Below are 17,701 nucleotides of genomic sequence, written 5' to 3' on the forward strand. Positions count from 1 at the left end.
CTGTTACTATCGCCCTGCTTTTTCAGGCATTGATATAACAGACTTTTTTCTATATTACAGGAACTTAAAAATAATGAACACTTGTACACCAATCATCAAACCAAGCTATACATATGAAGAACTTTTACTTTCGGGTAAAGGTGAATTATTTGGTGAAAAAGGCCCTCAATTACCCGCTCCGCCAATGCTAATGATGGATCGTATAATTGAGATGAATGCCGAAAAGGGAAATTTTGAAAAAGGTTACATTGAAGCTGAATTTGATATCAAGCCTGATTTATGGTTTTTTAACTGCCATTTTATTAACGATCCTGTAATGCCTGGCTGTTTAGGGTTAGATGCAATGTGGCAATTAGTTGGCTTCTATTTAGGCTGGATTGGTGGCGAAGGCAAAGGCCGTGCATTAGGTGTGGGTGAAGTAAAATTCACCGGACAAATTTTACCAACAGCAAAAAAAGTAGTTTACCGTATTCATATGAAACGTGTTGTAAATCGTAAGCTTGTAATGGGTGTTGCCGATGGTGAGGTAGAAGTAGATGGCAGAGTAATTTATACCGCAACTGATCTTAAAGTTGGTTTATTCCAAGATACAACGGCGTTCTAATAAAAATATTTATTTTGCGATCTCGCTCGAAAATTTAAATTTCTATTATTTACAAATATACTTCAAATTATAAGATGCCCTCATTACGAGGGTATTTTTATGTATAAAGCAATGACACTTATTGAAATATTAACTACGATAGTGGTTATGGTTATTGCTACTTATTTTATCTCTCCGATTATTTTCACTTTACAAGATAGAGTGGCATTAAATAGTGAAATTGAAAATATCCAATCTTTTATTTATCAATTACAAACTAAAGCCCGTTATAGCAAGCGGAATTATACCTTAACTATTTCTCAAAATGATAATAACTGGTGTATGGTTGCCGTTAGAAAACCGATAAATAGCACGAAACAAATTATCTGTGATTGCTTAAATAAACAGTTTTGTCAGTTTGAAGATGAATATCATATTTATACCCCATTTCATTCTAAAATAAGATTGAAAAATAAAAGTTTATATCCTAATGCTTTTATTAATATTGATGGGGTAAGTGGGCGGTTGGAGTCGAAATGTATTCAGATCAGCTTAAATCAAGAAAGTGATATTTTACAATTTGAAACCTTAGGGCGAGTATATGTTGCAGAAAGAGATAAACGTAGTACCTGTAAAGATTAGCTTGCCGGCTTTTAGTTTGTTAGAAGTGTTAATATCAACGGCATTAGGAGCATTTTTATTATTGTTATTTTCCGCCAGTTATACCGATTTCTATAGAACACAAACTAAACAGAGGGAATTGTTATATTTACAATCGGAAGCCAATCAATTATTAAATTATTTTCAACAACATATTCAGCATATTAATTTTCAAGGTTCGCATAGAGAGGGAAATAATCTTGATTTATTTCTAAAAGATAATCGAAGTATAAATATACTTTCCTCAAATTGTCTTATTTTCTTTTATGATTTAAATAAAGATGGTTGCATTGGTACTCGTAGAACAAAAAATAGTGCCTGCCAGTTAAATGATATAAATAATACACGAGAAACATTAAAAGAAATATTTGGATTTAAATTGGAAAATAATGAGATCTATTCATTTTCGGGCAATTTAGATCGTTGTATAAAAGAAGAGTGCCAAAGGTTACTAAATGATTGCGGAGGCAGATGGAGCAAATTTAGCTCTATTCATCATTTTAAAGTTAATAACTTAGCCTTTAGCTGGAAAAAAGAAGATCAGTTAGTTCAAGTTGATATGGAACTTGAATCTGCAAAAGATAAACAAATTACTTATAAAACAAAAAGTTATATTTTTATACTTAATCATAGGGAATAAAATGCAGATTCAACACAAAGCAAGTGCCTTATTGGTTTCTTTAATATTGATAAGTGGCATTTTATCTATTTTATTTTTAAGTAAAGATAAATTTATTCAACAAGAAAGTATTAGCCATTTTTATACAGAGAAATATCTACTAGATAAGCAACATTTTCTTTCTTTTTATCCTAAGAATAAGGATGAACTTTGCCAACAGTTAAAAAAAGAGCTAATTACTCTGCAGGATTTATCGGCTAAAAATAGTTATTTTATGGAATATCAATTTAACTGCCAATTTTATAGTTTATTTAAAGATAAAAAGCCAACTAGAGATAAATATATCCCGATTAGTCAATTATCTGATTTTCTGGATTTATCTAATATAACAAAAGAGGATATTTACTTTATTCGCTCTTTATCTGAATTACCACCAAGTAGCGAAAACGATCCTAAAATTGTCATTGCTCAAAATGATATTGATGAAAACCTGCCTCAAGATTTTTATGGCATTGTGATTACCGACTATCTGTTTGATATTAGAGGGAAAAAGATGTATGGCGTGCTTTACTCTTCCTACGATAATGCCAGAGAAGAGCGTAATTTAACCTTTAGGCGAGCGGTAATTAATAATCTTGAAAATAAATACTCTTATTGGAAGTATTTGCCAAATTCAGAAAATAATATCGGAAATCCATAAATGCAGAAATATCGGGCAGAAACAACTTTTTCATTGCTAGTCGCAATAACGCTATTTGCTTTAATTCTGCTTGTATTTAGCCGTTGGCAATCTGAGCAGAATTATCGTTTGAGAAAACATTTCCAACAGCAACAGGCAGTACAATTATTAGAAAATCAAATCGCATTAAAATTGGCTAATTTAGACTGCGAATCTCAAATCACGCAAAATGGAATAAGGTATCAAATAGAATGCCCAACACATCGGTTAAGTATTCAATTTCCACTGGGTAAAATTGAGCTGAATAATGATTGAATCGCCTCTTAGTTTAGTAGAGAATAATTACTTCAGAGAGGCGTTATTATGTTTACACTTTACCAATCCAATCAAATTTCATTGCTTGCGGAAATGCTAGTTAAAGTTCAGCAAGTGAACCCCCTTGTTGATCCTTTTGAGCCTGAGAAAATTTTAATTCAAAGCCAAGGAATGGCTCAGTGGTTACAAATGCAGATTGCCGAATCAACCGGCATTATGGGGAATTGTGAGTTTCTTTATCCGACCACTTTTCTATGGCAACAATACCGCGTGCTATTCCCTGAACTGCCGAAAGAGAATATTTTTGAACGCTCATCAATGACTTGGCGAATTATGCGTTTATTGCCAATTTGCCTTACTCAAGCAGAATTTGCCCCTTTAAAACGTTATTTGTCTGAAAGTGGCGAGCAATATCAATTAAAACTCTACCAACTTTCCAGCAAGATTGCCGAATTATTTGACCAATATTTAGTGTATCGCCCACATTGGTTGGTAAATTGGGAAGAAGACAATCTACAAGCGGTCAAAAATGAGATAAAAATTGCAATTTCAGGTAAAAATAAAGATCAAGAACTGATTTTTTCCGATATGCAATGGCAAAGTACGCTATGGAAACAGATTGTTAATGATTTAAAAACAGATGCTGATGAAAGCATTTTTACCACCTCTCACCGTGCTTATTTACAACAAAATTATTTTGAAAAGCTCAGTAACCTAACCGATGCTGAAAAAGCAAAATTACCTAAACGTATTTTTATTTTTGGTATTTCCGCCTTTTCACCTTTGCAATTAGCCGTGTTTAAAAAATTGAGTGAACATTGCGATTTGCACATTTTCTTCCTTAATCCGAGTGAAAAATATTGGGGCGATAGTGTGGAAGATAAGGTGTGGCAAAAACTTGCCTTAACTAACAAAATCTCGTCAGAAGATCTGGAAGCATTATTAGCCGAACAGAGTAATAAACTACTTAACCTTTGGGGCAAACAAGGGCGAGATTTTTTGGCTCAACTTATGGAATTCGAGCCAAATACGATTGATGCCTTTATTGAACCCGATGACAATTCAAATCTCAATAAAATCAAAAAACAGATTTTTATTTCGGCTAATCAAGCAAATATTAGCGATTTTTCTCAAGATAACTCTATCCAGATTCACGCTTGCCATAGCCCGATGCGAGAGGTAGAAGTACTGCATAATCAACTACTTAATCTGTTTGAGCAAGACAGCAGTTTACTGCCAAAAGATATTATTGTGATGTCTCCGGATATCAATAAATATGCCCCTTATATTGATGCGGTATTCTCTCGCTATGCCGGTCAGCGTGATCCTCGCTATATTCCGTTCTCATTATCTGATCAGGCATTTACGGCGATTGATCCGATTATTGCCAGTTTTTTACAATTATTGGCGATGAAAGAGAGCGAATTTAATGCGGAATCCCTCTTTGATTTACTTGAAATTAACGCTATTCAAGCTCGTTTTAATTTTACGCCTGAACATATCCATACTTTACGCACTTGGGCGAAAAATGCTGGGTTAAGAGCTGGTACTCAAATTGAACAAGCTCATTGGCAAAACTATAACTCTTGGGAAAATGCCCTAAATAGACTATTACTAGGCTCTAGCTTGAAAGAAGAAAATGGCATTTGGCAAGATACTCTGGCATTTTCAGATAGCTATGGCTTAAATGCAGAATTGGTTGGATCATTATCATCTTTTATTGAGCATTTACTCGCTTGGACGAAGTTTATTCAGCAACCTCAATCCTTGGCTAGTTGGCATCAAGTAATTAAGCAGTTAATCAGCCAGCTATATCAAGAAAATGCGGAAAATACAGCCTCCATTTTGCTATTACATAACGTAAATGATCAAATTTTAGAACTGATCTCCTGTACGTCTTTTAATGAAGAGCTTTCAATCGATATCATTGAATTACTGTTCAACCAATACTTAAACGAACATTCGCAGAATCTTCATTTCTTAGTCGGCAGAGTGAATTTTGCTACACTTCTTCCAATGCGTGCTATTCCATTTAAGGTAGTTTGTTTGTTAGGAATGAATGAGGCGGATTTCCCTCGTCAGCAACAAATAAATAGCTTTGATTTAATGCAATATGCCCCACAAAAAGGCGACCGAGCCAAGCGAGATGATGATCGCTATCTGTTCTTAGAAGCTTTACTTTCTGCACAAAAAGTTTTTTATATTAGCTATATCGGGCAATCGCAAAAAGATGGTAAAGAGATGTTGCCGTCTATTGTAGTTTCTCAGTTGCTTGATGTGATTGATGAATATTCTGTACCGGAATTGCAACAAACAGGCAAAGCAAGCAAAACCTTAGTGAGAAAACAGCCTTTAACGGTTTTTAGCAAAAAGAATTTTACCCACCCAAGAGATTATGCCTATAACGCTGAGTGGGTGCTACATAGTGAATCAAACCATCAAGACTTCTTGGCAGAAAAATTGCCAATCGAAAGTCTGCCAAATACGATTGAATTAGAGGATCTGATTCGTTTTATTCAAAATCCAATGCAATTCTTCTTTACCAATGTGTTGGGTGTTTCTTTCAAACGTTTTGATGATAGCATTGATGAAAGCGAAATCTTTAAAATGTCTGGGTTAGACAATTATCTCTTATTAGAAGAGCTACTTGCGGTAAAACCTGAAGAACAAGCCGAATTCTTTGAGAAAGAGCGATTAAAAGGTAATTTACCTGCCTCTAACTTTGCTCAAATAACCGAGCAGGATTTAGTTGGTAAAATTACCGATATGCGAAATGAGCTTGCGGATTATTTAGAACAGGAAAGCTTGATTTTTACCGTTGAGCATAAAATCTATTTAGAGAGCCGAGAAATAACCTTAAACGGCAATATTCCCAATATTTATGCCGATGAAATAATACTGTGGCGAGTAGGCAAGTTACGTGATAAAGACCGTATCCAAGCTTGGCTTTATCATTTACTGAGTGCTACTACAGGGCTGAATAAAAAGGTGAAATACTACTACCGCCAGCAGGATAAGGTTGAGTCTCTAAGCTTTGCAGAAATTTCAAAAGAAGAGGCTGAAAAGCAATTATGTGTATATGTAAAAGGCTATTTAGATGGGCTATCTCAAGCTCAAATTGTTGTATATGACAAAATTGAGGCCTATCTGAAAAAAGGGGCTGAAGAGAGTGAAAATCAGCTATATGAGCTTGCAAGCAATGATAAAAATACCGATGATTACCTCAATCGAATACTTGCACAAACGAAAGAATTGGATGCTCAAACAATCTATCAACGTACACAAGATTGGTTTAGCTCAATGCTGAATAATAGCAATATAAAATGCTGATACCATTTATGCCTAGCACGCTAAACGTGCTAGGCATAAATCCGTTATTTTGAGCTAAAAATCTGTAAGCCTACTTCGCAAGCTTAGCTAATAACTTATTGTGAATACCGCCAAAAGCACCATTACTCATCACTAAAATATGATCTGCCGGTTTTGCTTCTTTAACGACCAAATCAACAAGTTCATCTAAATCAGCAGACCACAGAGCAGGCTGAGATAAAGCGTTAGTAATAGCGTCCACTTGCCACGGAATCGTCTCTGGCTGATAAACAAATACCGCTTGTGCATCACTCAGGCTTGGGGCGATTTCTTCTTTATGTACCCCCATTTTCATTGTATTGGAACGAGGCTCTAATACCGCTAAAATACGCTGATTCCCCACTTTGCCACGCAAAGCATCAATAGTGGCTTCAATCGCTGTTGGGTGGTGGGCAAAATCATCATAAACGGTAATGCCATTTACTTCACCCTTAACTTCTAAACGGCGATTAGCGTTAATAAACGAACCTAATGCTCGGCAAGCTTTTTCTACATCAACACCTGCGTGATGAGCGGCGGCAATCGCCATTAACGCATTGTGCATATTATGCTTACCAATCACATTCCAATGTACCTCGCCTTTTTTCTCACCACGATGGAATACGGCAAACTGCGAGCAATCAGCATTCAACGGTTTTGCAAACCACTCTTTCTCTTCACCGATAAATTGCTGTTCACTGTAGCTCCCCATTTTTAAGGTATCTTGCACATTTTCATCTGCAATAGCCGATAAAATACAGCCACTTTTCGGCATCGTTCTCACTAAATGATGGAACTGTTTTTGAATTGCTTTTAAATCATCAAAAATATCAGCGTGATCAAATTCAATATTATTGATAATTAACGTTTTTGGCGTGTAATGCACAAATTTAGAACGTTTATCAAAAAAGGCGGAATCATATTCATCAGCCTCAATCACAAAAAATTTACTGCTACCTGCTCGGGCTGAAATGCCAAAATTGCCTGCCACACCGCCAATTAAAAAGCCGGTATCAATGCCGTTTTGATCTAAAATCCAAGCAAGCATTCCGGTAGTGGTTGTTTTACCGTGCGTGCCAGAAACCGCTAATACCCAGCGATCTTTTAAAAGGTGGTCGTGTAACCATTGCGGGCCTGAAGTGTAATTTAGTTGGTTATCTAGCACATATTCGACACAAGGATTACCTCGACTCATTGCATTGCCGATTACTACTAAATCAGGGGCAGGTTGCAGTTGAGCAACATCATAGTTAGGAATAATATCGATACCGTGAGACTCTAAAAATGTACTCATCGGCGGGTAAACATTGGTATCTGAACCTGTTACTTTATAGCCTAGTTCACGGGCAATCATTGCCACACCGCCCATAAAAGTGCCACAAATACCTAAAATATGGATATGTTTTTTCATTTTTTACGTTATTTTAAATAAACACAAGCGGTCGTTTTTTGCAAAAAAATTGTAAAAAACGACCGCTTATAAAGGATTAGTCAATATCTTTTAGTTCTTCTTCAGAAAGTAATTCTTGTTGGCTTGTTTCAACATTACCATCTTTTACTTTAAATTCTAAGTTTTGGAAATACGCTTCACGGAAGGTAACATAAGGATCTTGTGCTTGTTGTAATAATGCATCTTGATCTAACAGTTTAGAACGAGAATCTACCCCTTGAACCACAAATTTCGCAATAGACCAAGGTGTACCAACATAAGTTAATACAGAATAACCCGTTTCTACCCCGCTACCGATTGCTTGGCGAGGTGTGGTTGCCCCATAAGCAGGCACCATAATATAAGCCCCTGAGGCTACGCCATTTGCACCTAAGCTTTCGCCTAAGCCACGTTGCCCATTGGTTAAACGTAATCCTTCATCTTGGCTTGCCCAGTCAATTAAACCGCCTAAACCAAACACTGTGTTTATCCAAAAGCGGTTAAAATGAACCATTGCTTTTTGTCCCTCGCCTTCAATCAAACGATTGACAAAGCTTACCGGCTCATCAAGGTTATTTGCGACATTAATCAAACCTGTTTTAATCGGGCTAGGTACATAATCTTTCCACCCTTTTGCCACTGGTTTTAGTACATAAGGATCTAAGTAGTCGTAGTTTACTTTCCACATTGCACGGTTAAACCCTTCTAATGGGTCATCTCGCACACCTGTTTCTGGATTAATACTTGAAGAACAAGCGGTTAAAACCGCTACACTGAATACAACACAAAGCTGTTTTAGAGATGCTAATTTCATAACTGAACCTTTCAAAAAAGATAAATTTTAGCCATTGTAACGAAGTTACTTCAAAATACAAAATAAAAAGCAATTTAGTTATAGAAATCTAGACGTCTAGATTGAGATATCCTTCGCTTTTGATTACAATACAAACACAATTTTAGGAGTAATTAACAATGGCAGATTGGAACGGCGAATATATCAGCCCCTATGCAGAACACGGCAAGAAAAGCGAACAAGTCAAAAAAGTGACGGTTTCTATTCCAATTAAGGTATTAGAAATTCTTACCAATGAAAGAACACGTCGCCAAATTAAAAATCTTCGCCACGCAACTAACAGTGAATTACTGTGCGAAGCATTTTTGCACGCTTTTACAGGGCAACCTCTACCAAATGATGAGGATTTAATGAAAGATCGGAACGATGAGATCCCAGAAGAAGCAAAACAAAAAATGCGAGAACTAGGTATAGATCCTGATAACTGGCAATATTAAAAACACCTCGCAGTTTGCGAGGTTCTTTTTATAGGAATTTTTTATGTATCAACAATTAGCAAAAGAAGCTCGTTGGGCATTGCTTTTAACTTTTATTTATATTTTAGGCTGGGTAGGTTTTGCCTATTTTTCACCTCAAGGGCGAGGCATTTTCGGCTTTCCAATTTGGTTTGAATTATCTTGTATTTTATTACCCATTATCTTTACTCTCATTGCTACTCTTGTGATTAAAAAAATCTATAAAAACATCGATTTAGAGGCAAATACCAATGAATAACGAAATGATTTTACCGCTAATTGCCTATCTCTGCTTTGTTTTCGGTGTTGCCTTTTATGCCTATCGTAAAAGACAAGGTAGTAGTTTTATTTCTGAATATTACATTGGTGGACGTTCAATGTCTGGCTTTGTGCTGGCAATGACAACCGCCGCCACCTATGTCGGAGCAAGTTCTTTTATCGGTGGGCCTGGGGCCGCCTATAAATATGGTTTAGGCTGGGTATTGCTGGCAATGATTCAAGTGCCAGCAGTCTTACTTTCACTCGGTGCGTTAGGCAAAAAATTCGCACTGCTCGCACGCAAACACAATAGCGTTACAATAAACGATATGTTGTTTGCCCGTTACCAAAACGGTTTTGTAGTTTGGATTGCAGGTTTCGCTCTATTGCTCTCCTTTTTTGCAATGATGGCGGTTCAATTTATTGGGGCAGGACGTTTGCTAGAAACCACTTTAGGCATTCCCTATAAAACTGCGATTATTATTTTTGCTGTAACCGTTGGGCTTTACACCTTTATTGGTGGTTTTAGAGCGGTGGTTTTAACCGATACCATTCAAGGTTTAGTGATGATGGTTGGAACTACCATTTTACTCGCTGCGGTTATTTACGCAGCTGGCGGGGTGGAAAATGCAATGAATACCCTTGAAAGTATCAATCCGCAGCTTCTTTCCCCTTATGGTATTGAGGAACGTCCACTTGATTTAACTTTTATGGCATCGTTTTGGGTATTAGTATGCTTTGGCTTAATCGGTTTACCGCATATAGCGGTAAGAAGTATGGCATACAAAGACAGCAATGCCTTACATAAAGCGATGATTATCGGCACTATCGTCATTGCCATTTTAATGTTTGGAATGCACCTTTCTGGTGTACTTGGCAGAGCGGTTGTGCCAGATTTAAAAGTGCCGGATCAGGTTATTCCAACCTTGATGATTCAAGTGCTACCGCCTGTAGTAGCAGGTATTTTCCTTGCTGCACCGATGGCGGCGATTATGTCTTCTATCGACTCAATGCTGATTCAATCATCTTCAACCTTAATTAAAGATTTATATTTAGCCATAAAACCAAATGCTATTAATAACGAGAAAAAGATTAAGCTCTTTTCCACTATTACAACACTAACCTTTACGCTATTTTTAGTATTTGCCGCATTAAATCCGCCTGATATGTTAATTTGGCTTAATTTATTATCCTTAGGCGGTTTGGAAGCAACATTCCTTTGGGTTATCGTGTTAGGGTTATATTGGAAAAACGCCAATGCAACTGGAGCAATTTGTTCAATGCTAACAGGCCTAATTAGTTATGTGGTAATGACAAGCTTTAAAATCACTATTTTCAGTTTCCACGCTATTGTGCCTGCATTACTGATTGGGCTGATTGCTTTTCTTATTGGTAATCAGTTTGGTAAGAAAACGGTAGAATTGTAAAAAATTTATAATTTTTAACCGCTTGTTTCTAAAATGCCACTTTTAAAAGTGGCTTTTTTAATTCGCAACAATGCTAGCAACTCCAATCACCAAGGCAAAAATAACCAACCAAACCAACTGTAATTTCACACTTTTGCGATTTATTTCTTGGTTATGTAATCTGCGTTGTTCTAGCTTCTGGCGGTAAATTTCTAAATCAGCTTCTTTAAAAGAAAAACCGCAATGGGGGCAGCTTTCTACGCTATCACTAATTTTTTTTCTGCACTCGGGGCAACGATGTAATGCCATTTATTTATCCTTAAATTATTTGCTATTTGCAGGCGGTTTGATTTTGGTAAAATTTTGCAAAAATCAGACCGCTTCATCATCGGTTTCGCCAGTACGAGTGCGAATAACCTGCTCAATATTAGAAACGTAAATTTTACCATCGCCTACTCGCCCTGAATATGAGGCGTTTAAAATCGCATCAATGACTTCATCTGTTTGGTAATCTGAAATTAACACTTCCACTTTAATCTTAGGGCGAAAATCAATGGTGTTAATTTTAGCTAACTCTTGTTCTGTATGCCCATATTGTCTGCCAAAGCCTTTTACTTCGGTAATCGTCATTCCTTGGATCCCCACATCAGATAAGGCATTTTGTACGCTTTCTAATTTTGAGGGTTGGATAATGGTAGTGATTAATTTCATAGTTGCCTTATTCCTTCGGGCTTAATGTGCGAAAAATAAATGAAAGTCTATTACAAGCGGTTATTTTTTTCAAAAATTTTACAAATTTTTTCATTTTTGCCCTTGAACCGAAAATTTTCGCCCCTATTTATGATTTCGTCTGAACGGGAAAGCAAATTCCCGTTTCTTTTTGAATAAAAAGTTACAAGAAAATTTCAAAACTTGTCTTGAAATGTGGCGAAAAGCCTACATCTTGTAGCCAACAACATTATCGAATTTATAAAAGAGGAATCAAAAATGGGTAAAATCATTGGTATTGACTTAGGTACAACAAACTCTTGTGTTGCTGTAATGGACGGCGATAAACCTCGTGTGCTTGAAAATGCAGAAGGTGCACGTACAACTCCATCTATCATTGCATATACAGATAAAGAAATCTTAGTGGGTCAGCCGGCAAAACGTCAGGCAATTACCAACCCGAAAAATACATTATTTGCAATTAAACGTTTAATCGGTCGTCGCTTTACTGATAACGAAGTACAACGTGATATTGAAATTATGCCATTTGAAATCAGTAAAGCAGACAATGGCGATGCTTGGGTAACTGTTAAGGGTGAAAAATTAGCACCACCACAAATCTCTGCCGAAATTTTGAAAAAAATGAAGAAAACCGCAGAAGATTTCTTAGGCGAAACGGTAACAGAGGCGGTAATTACTGTTCCTGCTTACTTTAATGATGCACAACGTCAAGCAACTAAAGATGCGGGTCGTATCGCTGGTTTAGATGTTAAACGTATCATCAACGAGCCAACTGCTGCTGCTCTTGCATACGGTTTAGATTCTAAGAAAGAGAACCAAACTATCGCTGTTTACGACTTAGGTGGTGGTACATTCGATATCTCAATTATCGAAATTGATAACTTTGATGGCGAACAAACCTTTGAAGTGCGTGCAACCAATGGGGATACTCACTTAGGTGGTGAAGACTTCGATAACCGTGTCATCAACTACTTAGTAGAAGAGTTCCAAAAAGAACAAGGTGTTGATTTACGTAACGACCCGATGGCAATGCAACGTGTGAAAGAAGCGGCTGAAAAAGCGAAAATCGAGCTTTCTTCTGCACAAGAAACAGAAGTAAATCTTCCGTATATTACAGCAGATGCAACAGGCCCGAAACACTTAAACATTAAAGTAACGCGTGCAAAATTAGAAGCGTTAGTTGAAGATTTAGTAAACCGTTCATTAGAGCCGTTAAAAACTGCATTAGCAGACGCTGGTTTATCAGTAAGCGAAATCAACGATGTAATCTTAGTGGGTGGTCAAACTCGTATGCCATTAGTACAGAAAAAAGTGGCAGACTTCTTTGGCAAAGAACCTCGTAAAGACGTAAACCCAGATGAAGCAGTTGCAATCGGTGCGGCAGTACAAGGCGGTGTATTAGCAGGCGATGTAACAGACGTATTATTATTAGACGTTACTCCATTATCACTTGGTATCGAAACAATGGGTGGTGTAATGACGACCTTAATTGAGAAAAACACAACGATTCCAACGAAGAAATCACAAGTGTTCTCAACAGCGGAAGATAACCAAAGTGCGGTAACAATTCACGTGTTACAAGGTGAGCGTAAACGTGCGGCAGACAATAAATCTTTAGGTCAATTCAACCTTGAAGGTATCAACCCTGCACCACGTGGTATGCCACAAATTGAAGTAACATTCGATATTGATGCTAACGGTATTATCAACGTGTCTGCGAAAGATAAAAACACTGGTAAAGAACAACAAATCAAAATCCAAGCATCTTCAGGCTTAAGCGATGAAGAAGTAGAACAAATGGTACGTGATGCGGAAGCAAATGCCGAAGCAGACAAAAAATTTGAAGAGTTAGTTCAAGCTCGTAACCAAGCAGATGGTATTGCCCACGCAACTCGCAAACAAATTGAAGAAACAGGCGATGCGTTAAATGCAGATGATAAAGCGAAAATCGAAGCCGCTATCGCAGAATTAGAAACTGCAGCAAAAGGCGAAGATAAAGCCGAAATCGATGCAAAAACCGAAGCATTAATTAAAGCATCAGAACCGTTAATGCAAGCCGCTCAAGCTAAAGCACAAGCAGGCGAACAACCAAAACAATCTGCAAAAGATGATGGCGTGGTAGATGCTGAATTTGAAGAAGTGAAGGATAATAAATAATTTCACGACTTTAAGTTTGAATAAAGGGCGTGGAAACACGCCCTTTTGGTGTATTTAGTTATAATGGCTCTATACCTAGCACGGCAAGCCGTACTAGGTTACGCATAAGTTCAGCTCCTTTGGAGCTGTAAAGAAAGAGTTGCAAAGCAGCTCACTCAGCCGAAGGCTGATCGTAACCACGTACGGCTATGCCGTGCGTGGAGCAAGCGGTCAAATTTCCGCAAAATTTTACAAACAAAATATTATGGCAAAAAAAGATTATTACGAAGTCCTTGGGCTTTCTAAAGGGGCAAGTGAGAAAGACATCAAACGTGCTTATAAACGTTTGGCGGCAAAATACCACCCTGATAAAAACCAAGGTAGCAAAGAGTCGGAAGAAAAATTCAAAGAGATTACTGAAGCCTATGAAGTTTTAACCGATAGCGAGAAAAAAGCGATGTACGACCAATACGGACACGCAGCCTTTGAACAAGGCGGTGGTGGTAGTGGCGGATTCGGTGGCTTTGGCGGCGGTGGTTTCGGCGGTTTTGAAGATATCTTCAGTGAAATGTTTGGCGGTGGTTTTGGTGGCGGTGGCGGACGCCGTCAGCGTGTCGTGCGTGGCGATGATTTACGTTACGACATTGAAATCACCCTTGAAGAGGCAGTAAAAGGCTGCAAAAAAGATATCCGCATTCAAACTTTAGCAGAGTGCGATACTTGCCACGGTTCAGGGGCTGAGGCCGGCAGTAAAGTAGAGACCTGTTCACACTGCCACGGCACAGGGCGAATCCGCCGTCAGCAAGGGTTCTTTGTAACCGAGGCTGTTTGTCCGAGCTGTCACGGTACAGGTAAACGTATTGAAAAACCTTGCCGTTCTTGCCACGGAGATGGCCGTGTACAAAAAGTGAAAAATCTATCGGTAACGATTCCTGCAGGTGTCGATACTGGCAATCAACTTCGTTTATCCGGCGAGGGAGCCGCAGGCGAAAACGGTGCACCGGCAGGCGATTTATATGTAGTTATTCACGTGAAAGAGCACGATATTTTTGAGCGTGATGGTTCAAACTTATACTGCGAAGTACCAATTAGCTTTACCCTTGCAGCACTCGGTGGTGAAATTGAAGTACCTACTTTAGATGGCAAATTAAAACTGAAAATCCCGGCAGAAACTCAAACAGGAAAACTATTCCGTGTGCGTGGTAAAGGTGTAACTAGCCCTCGTGGTGGCTATGCTGGCGATTTGATCTGCAAAGTAGTAATTGAAACCCCTGTTAAATTAAACGAAGAACAAAAAGCATTATTACGTCAATTTGAAGAGAGTTTAGAAGGTAAAAGTAATCGCCCTAAACATCAAGGCTTTTTCGATGGTGTAAAAAAATTCTTTGATAACTTAGGTAAGTAAAATCTAAATTTATACATTTTCTCTAAATAACCCGGTAGCATTTGCTATCGGGTTTTATTTTTTTAAGTAAATTAAAAAAATATCAAAAGAAGGAATTTAATAGCTGATATTTATCAAACTAATAGATTGAGAAAGATTGCATAATCCTTATACTTTATAGTGGATTGATTACTTACCGTAACTTTATTTTGAGGATAATATTATGTCTAAATGCCCTGTTACACATCTAACAATGAACAATGGTGCTCCTGTTGTTGATAACCAAAATAGTTTAACCGCCGGCCCACGTGGCCCATTATTAGCACAAGATTTATGGCTAAACGAAAAACTAGCTAACTTTGTACGTGAAGTGATCCCTGAGCGTCGTATGCACGCTAAAGGTTCTGGTGCTTTTGGTACTTTCACTGTAACCAATGATATTACTAAATACACACGTGCAGCTATCTTTAACCAAGTGGGTAAACAGACAGAAATGTTTGCTCGTTTTACTACTGTAGCAGGTGAACGTGGTGCTGCAGATGCTGAGCGTGATATCCGTGGTTTTGCTTTAAAATTCTATACTGAAGAAGGTAACTGGGATATGGTGGGTAACAATACACCTGTATTCTTCTTACGTGACCCACGCAAATTCCCTGATTTAAACAAAGCGGTAAAACGTGACCCTCGTACAAATATGCGTTCTGCAACGAACAACTGGGATTTCTGGACATTATTACCTGAAGCATTCCACCAAGTCACGATTGTAATGAGTGATCGTGGCATTCCGGCATCTTACCGCCATATGCATGGTTTCGGCTCACACACTTATAGCTTTATCAATGCTGAAAACGAACGTTTCTGGGTGAAATTCCACTTCCGTACTCAACAAGGTATCAAAAACTTAACGGATCAAGAGGCAGCTGCTGTTATTGCAAACGATCGTGAAAGTAATCAACGTGATTTATACGATGCGATTGAGCGTGGCGATTTCCCGAAATGGAAAATGTACGTGCAAATTATGCCAGAAGCTGATGCAGAAAAAGTACCATACCATCCATTTGATTTAACAAAAGTATGGCCAAAATCAGATTACCCATTAATTGAAGTGGGTGAATTCGAATTAAATCGTAACCCAGAAAACTTCTTTGCTGATGTTGAACAATCGGCATTCGCACCAAGCAACTTAGTTCCTGGTATCAGCGTATCACCAGACCGTATGTTACAAGCTCGTTTATTCAACTATGCGGATGCACAACGCTACCGTTTAGGTGTAAACCATCACCAAATTCCGGTAAACGCACCTCGTTGCCCTGTTCACAGCAATGCTCGTGATGGACAAGGTCGTGTAGATGGTAACTATGGTAGTACAATCCATTATGAACCAAACAGCTTTGGCAAATGGCAAGAACAAGCACAATATGCTGAGCCACCATTAAAAATCAACGGTGATGCAGCACATTGGAACTATCGTGAAGATGATGCTGACTACTTTAGCCAACCAAGAGCATTATTCAACTTAATGAATGATGAACAAAAACAAGCATTATTCACTAATACAGCAGCTGCAATGGGCGATGCGTTAGACTTTATTAAATATCGTCATATCCGCAACTGCTATGCTTGTGACCCAGCTTATGGCGAAGGTGTTGCAAAAGCATTAGGAATGACTGTTGAAGATGCTATTGCAGCTCGTGCAACAGATCCTGCATTAGGTCAGCCTGGCTTGTTATAAGATATAAATTACATCAAATACTGATAAACCTCTAGAATATTTCTAGAGGTTTTTTTATGGGTAATAATGTCCAAAATAAAACTTAATATTAATAATAAGTATAATTCTAGCTTAGATTTAAAATAAAAAACATAAATTAATTAATAATTATATAGAAGAGAATTATTGAAAAGAAAATATAAGAAATAGAATATAAATCTAGAAATTAATGATATAGAAAAGAGTTACTCACATAAGAATTAGAATCGTCAGAGCTATTAAGCAGATAAATCATAAAATAGCAATTCCTCTATGCTATCTAGCAGAACTCTAAATATATTCAGTAATTAAAATTTAGATTGATTAGAGATTAGAGATTAGAGATTAGAGATAAAATAACAATTTTACCTACTATCCAAAAATTTTCCAAATTAAAATAAGAAATATATTTTTATTACTATAAATAGACAAAATAAAGAAATATTTATATAAGAATAAGTGGCGGAACGGACGGGACTCGAACCCGCGACCCCCTGCGTGACAGGCAGGTATTCTAACCAGCTGAACTACCGCTCCGCATATTAATGGAGATTATTTAATAATGAATGGCAGGGGCGGAGAGGCTCGAACTCCCAACACCCGGTTTTGGAGACCGGTGCTCTACCAATTGAACTACGCCCCTAAATTTATAGCACTAAAGCGAGCTAAAACTCGCTATTTAATAAGTGGCGGAACGGACGGGACTCGAACCCGCGACCCCCTGCGTGACAGGCAGGTATTCTAACCAGCTGAACTACCGCTCCGCAAATTTTATAGATTGATAATGCCCTACTCTCACATAGCGAAACACTACACTACCATCGGCGTTACTGCGTTTTACTTCTGAGTTCGGGATGGAGTCAGGTAGCACCACAGCACTATGGTTATCAATCAAATCCTTTATTTCCTTAATTCTCTTTATCAAGAAAACTAAGGAAATAAAACCCGACGATGTCCTACTCTCACATAGCGAAACACTACACTACCATCGGCGTTACGGCTTTTCACTTCTGAGTTCGGGATGGAGTCAGGTGGAACAACCGCACTATGGTCGTCGGGAAAATCCTATTTAAAATCCAAAAACAAGCTAAAAACAT

At 37.8% G+C, this 17,701-nt stretch carries 16 protein-coding genes, 3 tRNA genes and 2 rRNA genes; 12 read left to right on the forward strand and 9 right to left on the reverse strand.

The genetic code is table 11. The features are described from left to right. Positions 1-73: 73 nt before the first annotated feature. The 6 genes from fabA (at position 74) to recC (ending at position 6,186) form a co-directional block, all read left to right on the forward strand. On the forward strand, positions 74-604 hold the full coding sequence (gene fabA / locus PTQ27_RS11205; protein WP_273749838.1) for a bifunctional 3-hydroxydecanoyl-ACP dehydratase/trans-2-decenoyl-ACP isomerase: 531 nt from the start codon (positions 74-76) through the stop codon (positions 602-604). A 99-nt stretch (positions 605-703) separates the two neighbouring features. Further along, positions 704-1,225, forward strand: a complete 522-nt coding sequence (locus tag PTQ27_RS11210; protein ID WP_273749839.1) for a pilus assembly FimT family protein — start codon at positions 704-706, stop codon at positions 1,223-1,225. Continuing rightward, on the forward strand, positions 1,185-1,883 hold the full coding sequence (locus PTQ27_RS11215; RefSeq protein ID WP_273749840.1) for a hypothetical protein: 699 nt from the start codon (positions 1,185-1,187) through the stop codon (positions 1,881-1,883). The genes PTQ27_RS11210 and PTQ27_RS11215 overlap by 41 nt, the downstream gene beginning before the upstream one ends. Position 1,884: 1 nt before the next feature. Next, a complete protein-coding gene (locus tag PTQ27_RS11220; RefSeq protein ID WP_273749841.1) occupies positions 1,885-2,562 on the forward strand; it encodes a DUF2572 family protein in 678 nt (225 codons plus the stop codon). Further along, positions 2,563-2,856, forward strand: coding sequence for a DUF5374 domain-containing protein (locus tag PTQ27_RS11225; RefSeq protein ID WP_273749842.1), 294 nt, complete (start codon positions 2,563-2,565; stop codon positions 2,854-2,856). Positions 2,857-2,904: 48 nt separating this feature from the next. Beyond that, the gene (recC, locus tag PTQ27_RS11230; protein WP_273749843.1) at positions 2,905-6,186 is read left to right on the forward strand and encodes an exodeoxyribonuclease V subunit gamma; all 3,282 of its coding nucleotides are present in this window, start codon (positions 2,905-2,907) and stop codon (positions 6,184-6,186) included. 70 nt (positions 6,187-6,256) lie between these two features. Here recC and mpl read toward each other — a convergent pair whose 3' ends face one another. Together mpl and PTQ27_RS11240 are read right to left on the reverse strand one after the other, a co-directional pair. Then, on the reverse strand, positions 6,257-7,615 hold the full coding sequence (gene mpl / locus PTQ27_RS11235; RefSeq protein ID WP_273749844.1) for a UDP-N-acetylmuramate:L-alanyl-gamma-D-glutamyl-meso-diaminopimelate ligase: 1,359 nt from the start codon (positions 7,613-7,615) through the stop codon (positions 6,257-6,259). Positions 7,616-7,691: 76 nt separating this feature from the next. Then, the gene (locus tag PTQ27_RS11240; protein WP_273749845.1) at positions 7,692-8,447 is read right to left on the reverse strand and encodes an MlaA family lipoprotein; all 756 of its coding nucleotides are present in this window, start codon (positions 8,445-8,447) and stop codon (positions 7,692-7,694) included. Positions 8,448-8,605: 158 nt separating this feature from the next. Between PTQ27_RS11240 and metJ the strand changes: the two genes are divergently transcribed. Genes metJ through panF form a run of 3 tightly spaced genes read left to right on the forward strand, consistent with a single transcriptional unit; the run spans position 8,606 to position 10,626 of the window. After that, positions 8,606-8,923: a met regulon transcriptional regulator MetJ gene (metJ, locus tag PTQ27_RS11245; RefSeq protein ID WP_273749846.1), complete on the forward strand. Its 318-nt coding sequence runs from the start codon at positions 8,606-8,608 to the stop codon at positions 8,921-8,923. A 43-nt stretch (positions 8,924-8,966) separates the two neighbouring features. After that, on the forward strand, positions 8,967-9,200 hold the full coding sequence (locus PTQ27_RS11250) for a YhdT family protein (RefSeq protein ID WP_273749847.1): 234 nt from the start codon (positions 8,967-8,969) through the stop codon (positions 9,198-9,200). Continuing rightward, on the forward strand, positions 9,193-10,626 hold the full coding sequence (gene panF / locus PTQ27_RS11255; protein ID WP_273749848.1) for a sodium/pantothenate symporter: 1,434 nt from the start codon (positions 9,193-9,195) through the stop codon (positions 10,624-10,626). Before PTQ27_RS11250 ends, panF begins: the two co-directional genes overlap by 8 nt. A 57-nt stretch (positions 10,627-10,683) precedes the next feature. Here the strand turns inward: panF and PTQ27_RS11260 are convergent, their stop codons facing one another. After that, positions 10,684-10,914: a zinc ribbon domain-containing protein gene (locus tag PTQ27_RS11260; RefSeq protein WP_273749849.1), complete on the reverse strand. Its 231-nt coding sequence runs from the start codon at positions 10,912-10,914 to the stop codon at positions 10,684-10,686. A 63-nt stretch (positions 10,915-10,977) separates the two neighbouring features. After that, positions 10,978-11,316, reverse strand: coding sequence for a P-II family nitrogen regulator (locus tag PTQ27_RS11265; RefSeq protein WP_273749850.1), 339 nt, complete (start codon positions 11,314-11,316; stop codon positions 10,978-10,980). Between the two features lie 276 nt (positions 11,317-11,592). Here PTQ27_RS11265 and dnaK point away from each other — a divergent pair, with 276 nt between their 5' ends. The 3 genes from dnaK (at position 11,593) to PTQ27_RS11280 (ending at position 16,586) form a co-directional block, all read left to right on the forward strand. Beyond that, entirely contained in the window at positions 11,593-13,491 is a 1,899-nt protein-coding gene (dnaK, locus tag PTQ27_RS11270) for a molecular chaperone DnaK (protein ID WP_273749851.1), read from the forward strand. Positions 13,492-13,735: 244 nt separating this feature from the next. After that, on the forward strand, positions 13,736-14,875 hold the full coding sequence (gene dnaJ / locus PTQ27_RS11275) for a molecular chaperone DnaJ (RefSeq protein ID WP_273749852.1): 1,140 nt from the start codon (positions 13,736-13,738) through the stop codon (positions 14,873-14,875). A gap of 202 nt (positions 14,876-15,077) precedes the next feature. Beyond that, positions 15,078-16,586 (forward strand): catalase, encoded by a 1,509-nt coding sequence (locus PTQ27_RS11280; RefSeq protein WP_273749853.1) that lies wholly within the window; start codon positions 15,078-15,080, stop codon positions 16,584-16,586. Positions 16,587-17,064: 478 nt separating this feature from the next. Here PTQ27_RS11280 and PTQ27_RS11285 read toward each other — a convergent pair. From PTQ27_RS11285 to rrf (PTQ27_RS11305), 5 genes are all read right to left on the reverse strand, one after another. After that, a tRNA-Asp gene (locus PTQ27_RS11285) sits at positions 17,065-17,141 on the reverse strand. Positions 17,142-17,171: 30 nt separating this feature from the next. After that, positions 17,172-17,247 (reverse strand) — tRNA-Trp (locus PTQ27_RS11290). A 44-nt stretch (positions 17,248-17,291) separates the two neighbouring features. Continuing rightward, positions 17,292-17,368: transfer RNA gene (locus tag PTQ27_RS11295), tRNA-Asp, on the reverse strand. Between the two features lie 12 nt (positions 17,369-17,380). Continuing rightward, positions 17,381-17,496: ribosomal RNA gene (gene rrf, locus PTQ27_RS11300) — 5S ribosomal RNA — on the reverse strand. A gap of 51 nt (positions 17,497-17,547) precedes the next feature. Beyond that, positions 17,548-17,663 (reverse strand): 5S ribosomal RNA (gene rrf, locus PTQ27_RS11305). Positions 17,664-17,701: the final 38 nt, after the last annotated feature.

It is taken from the genome of Mannheimia cairinae (genome assembly GCF_028649535.1).
Taxonomy (GTDB): Bacteria; Pseudomonadota; Gammaproteobacteria; order Enterobacterales; family Pasteurellaceae; genus Mannheimia; species Mannheimia cairinae.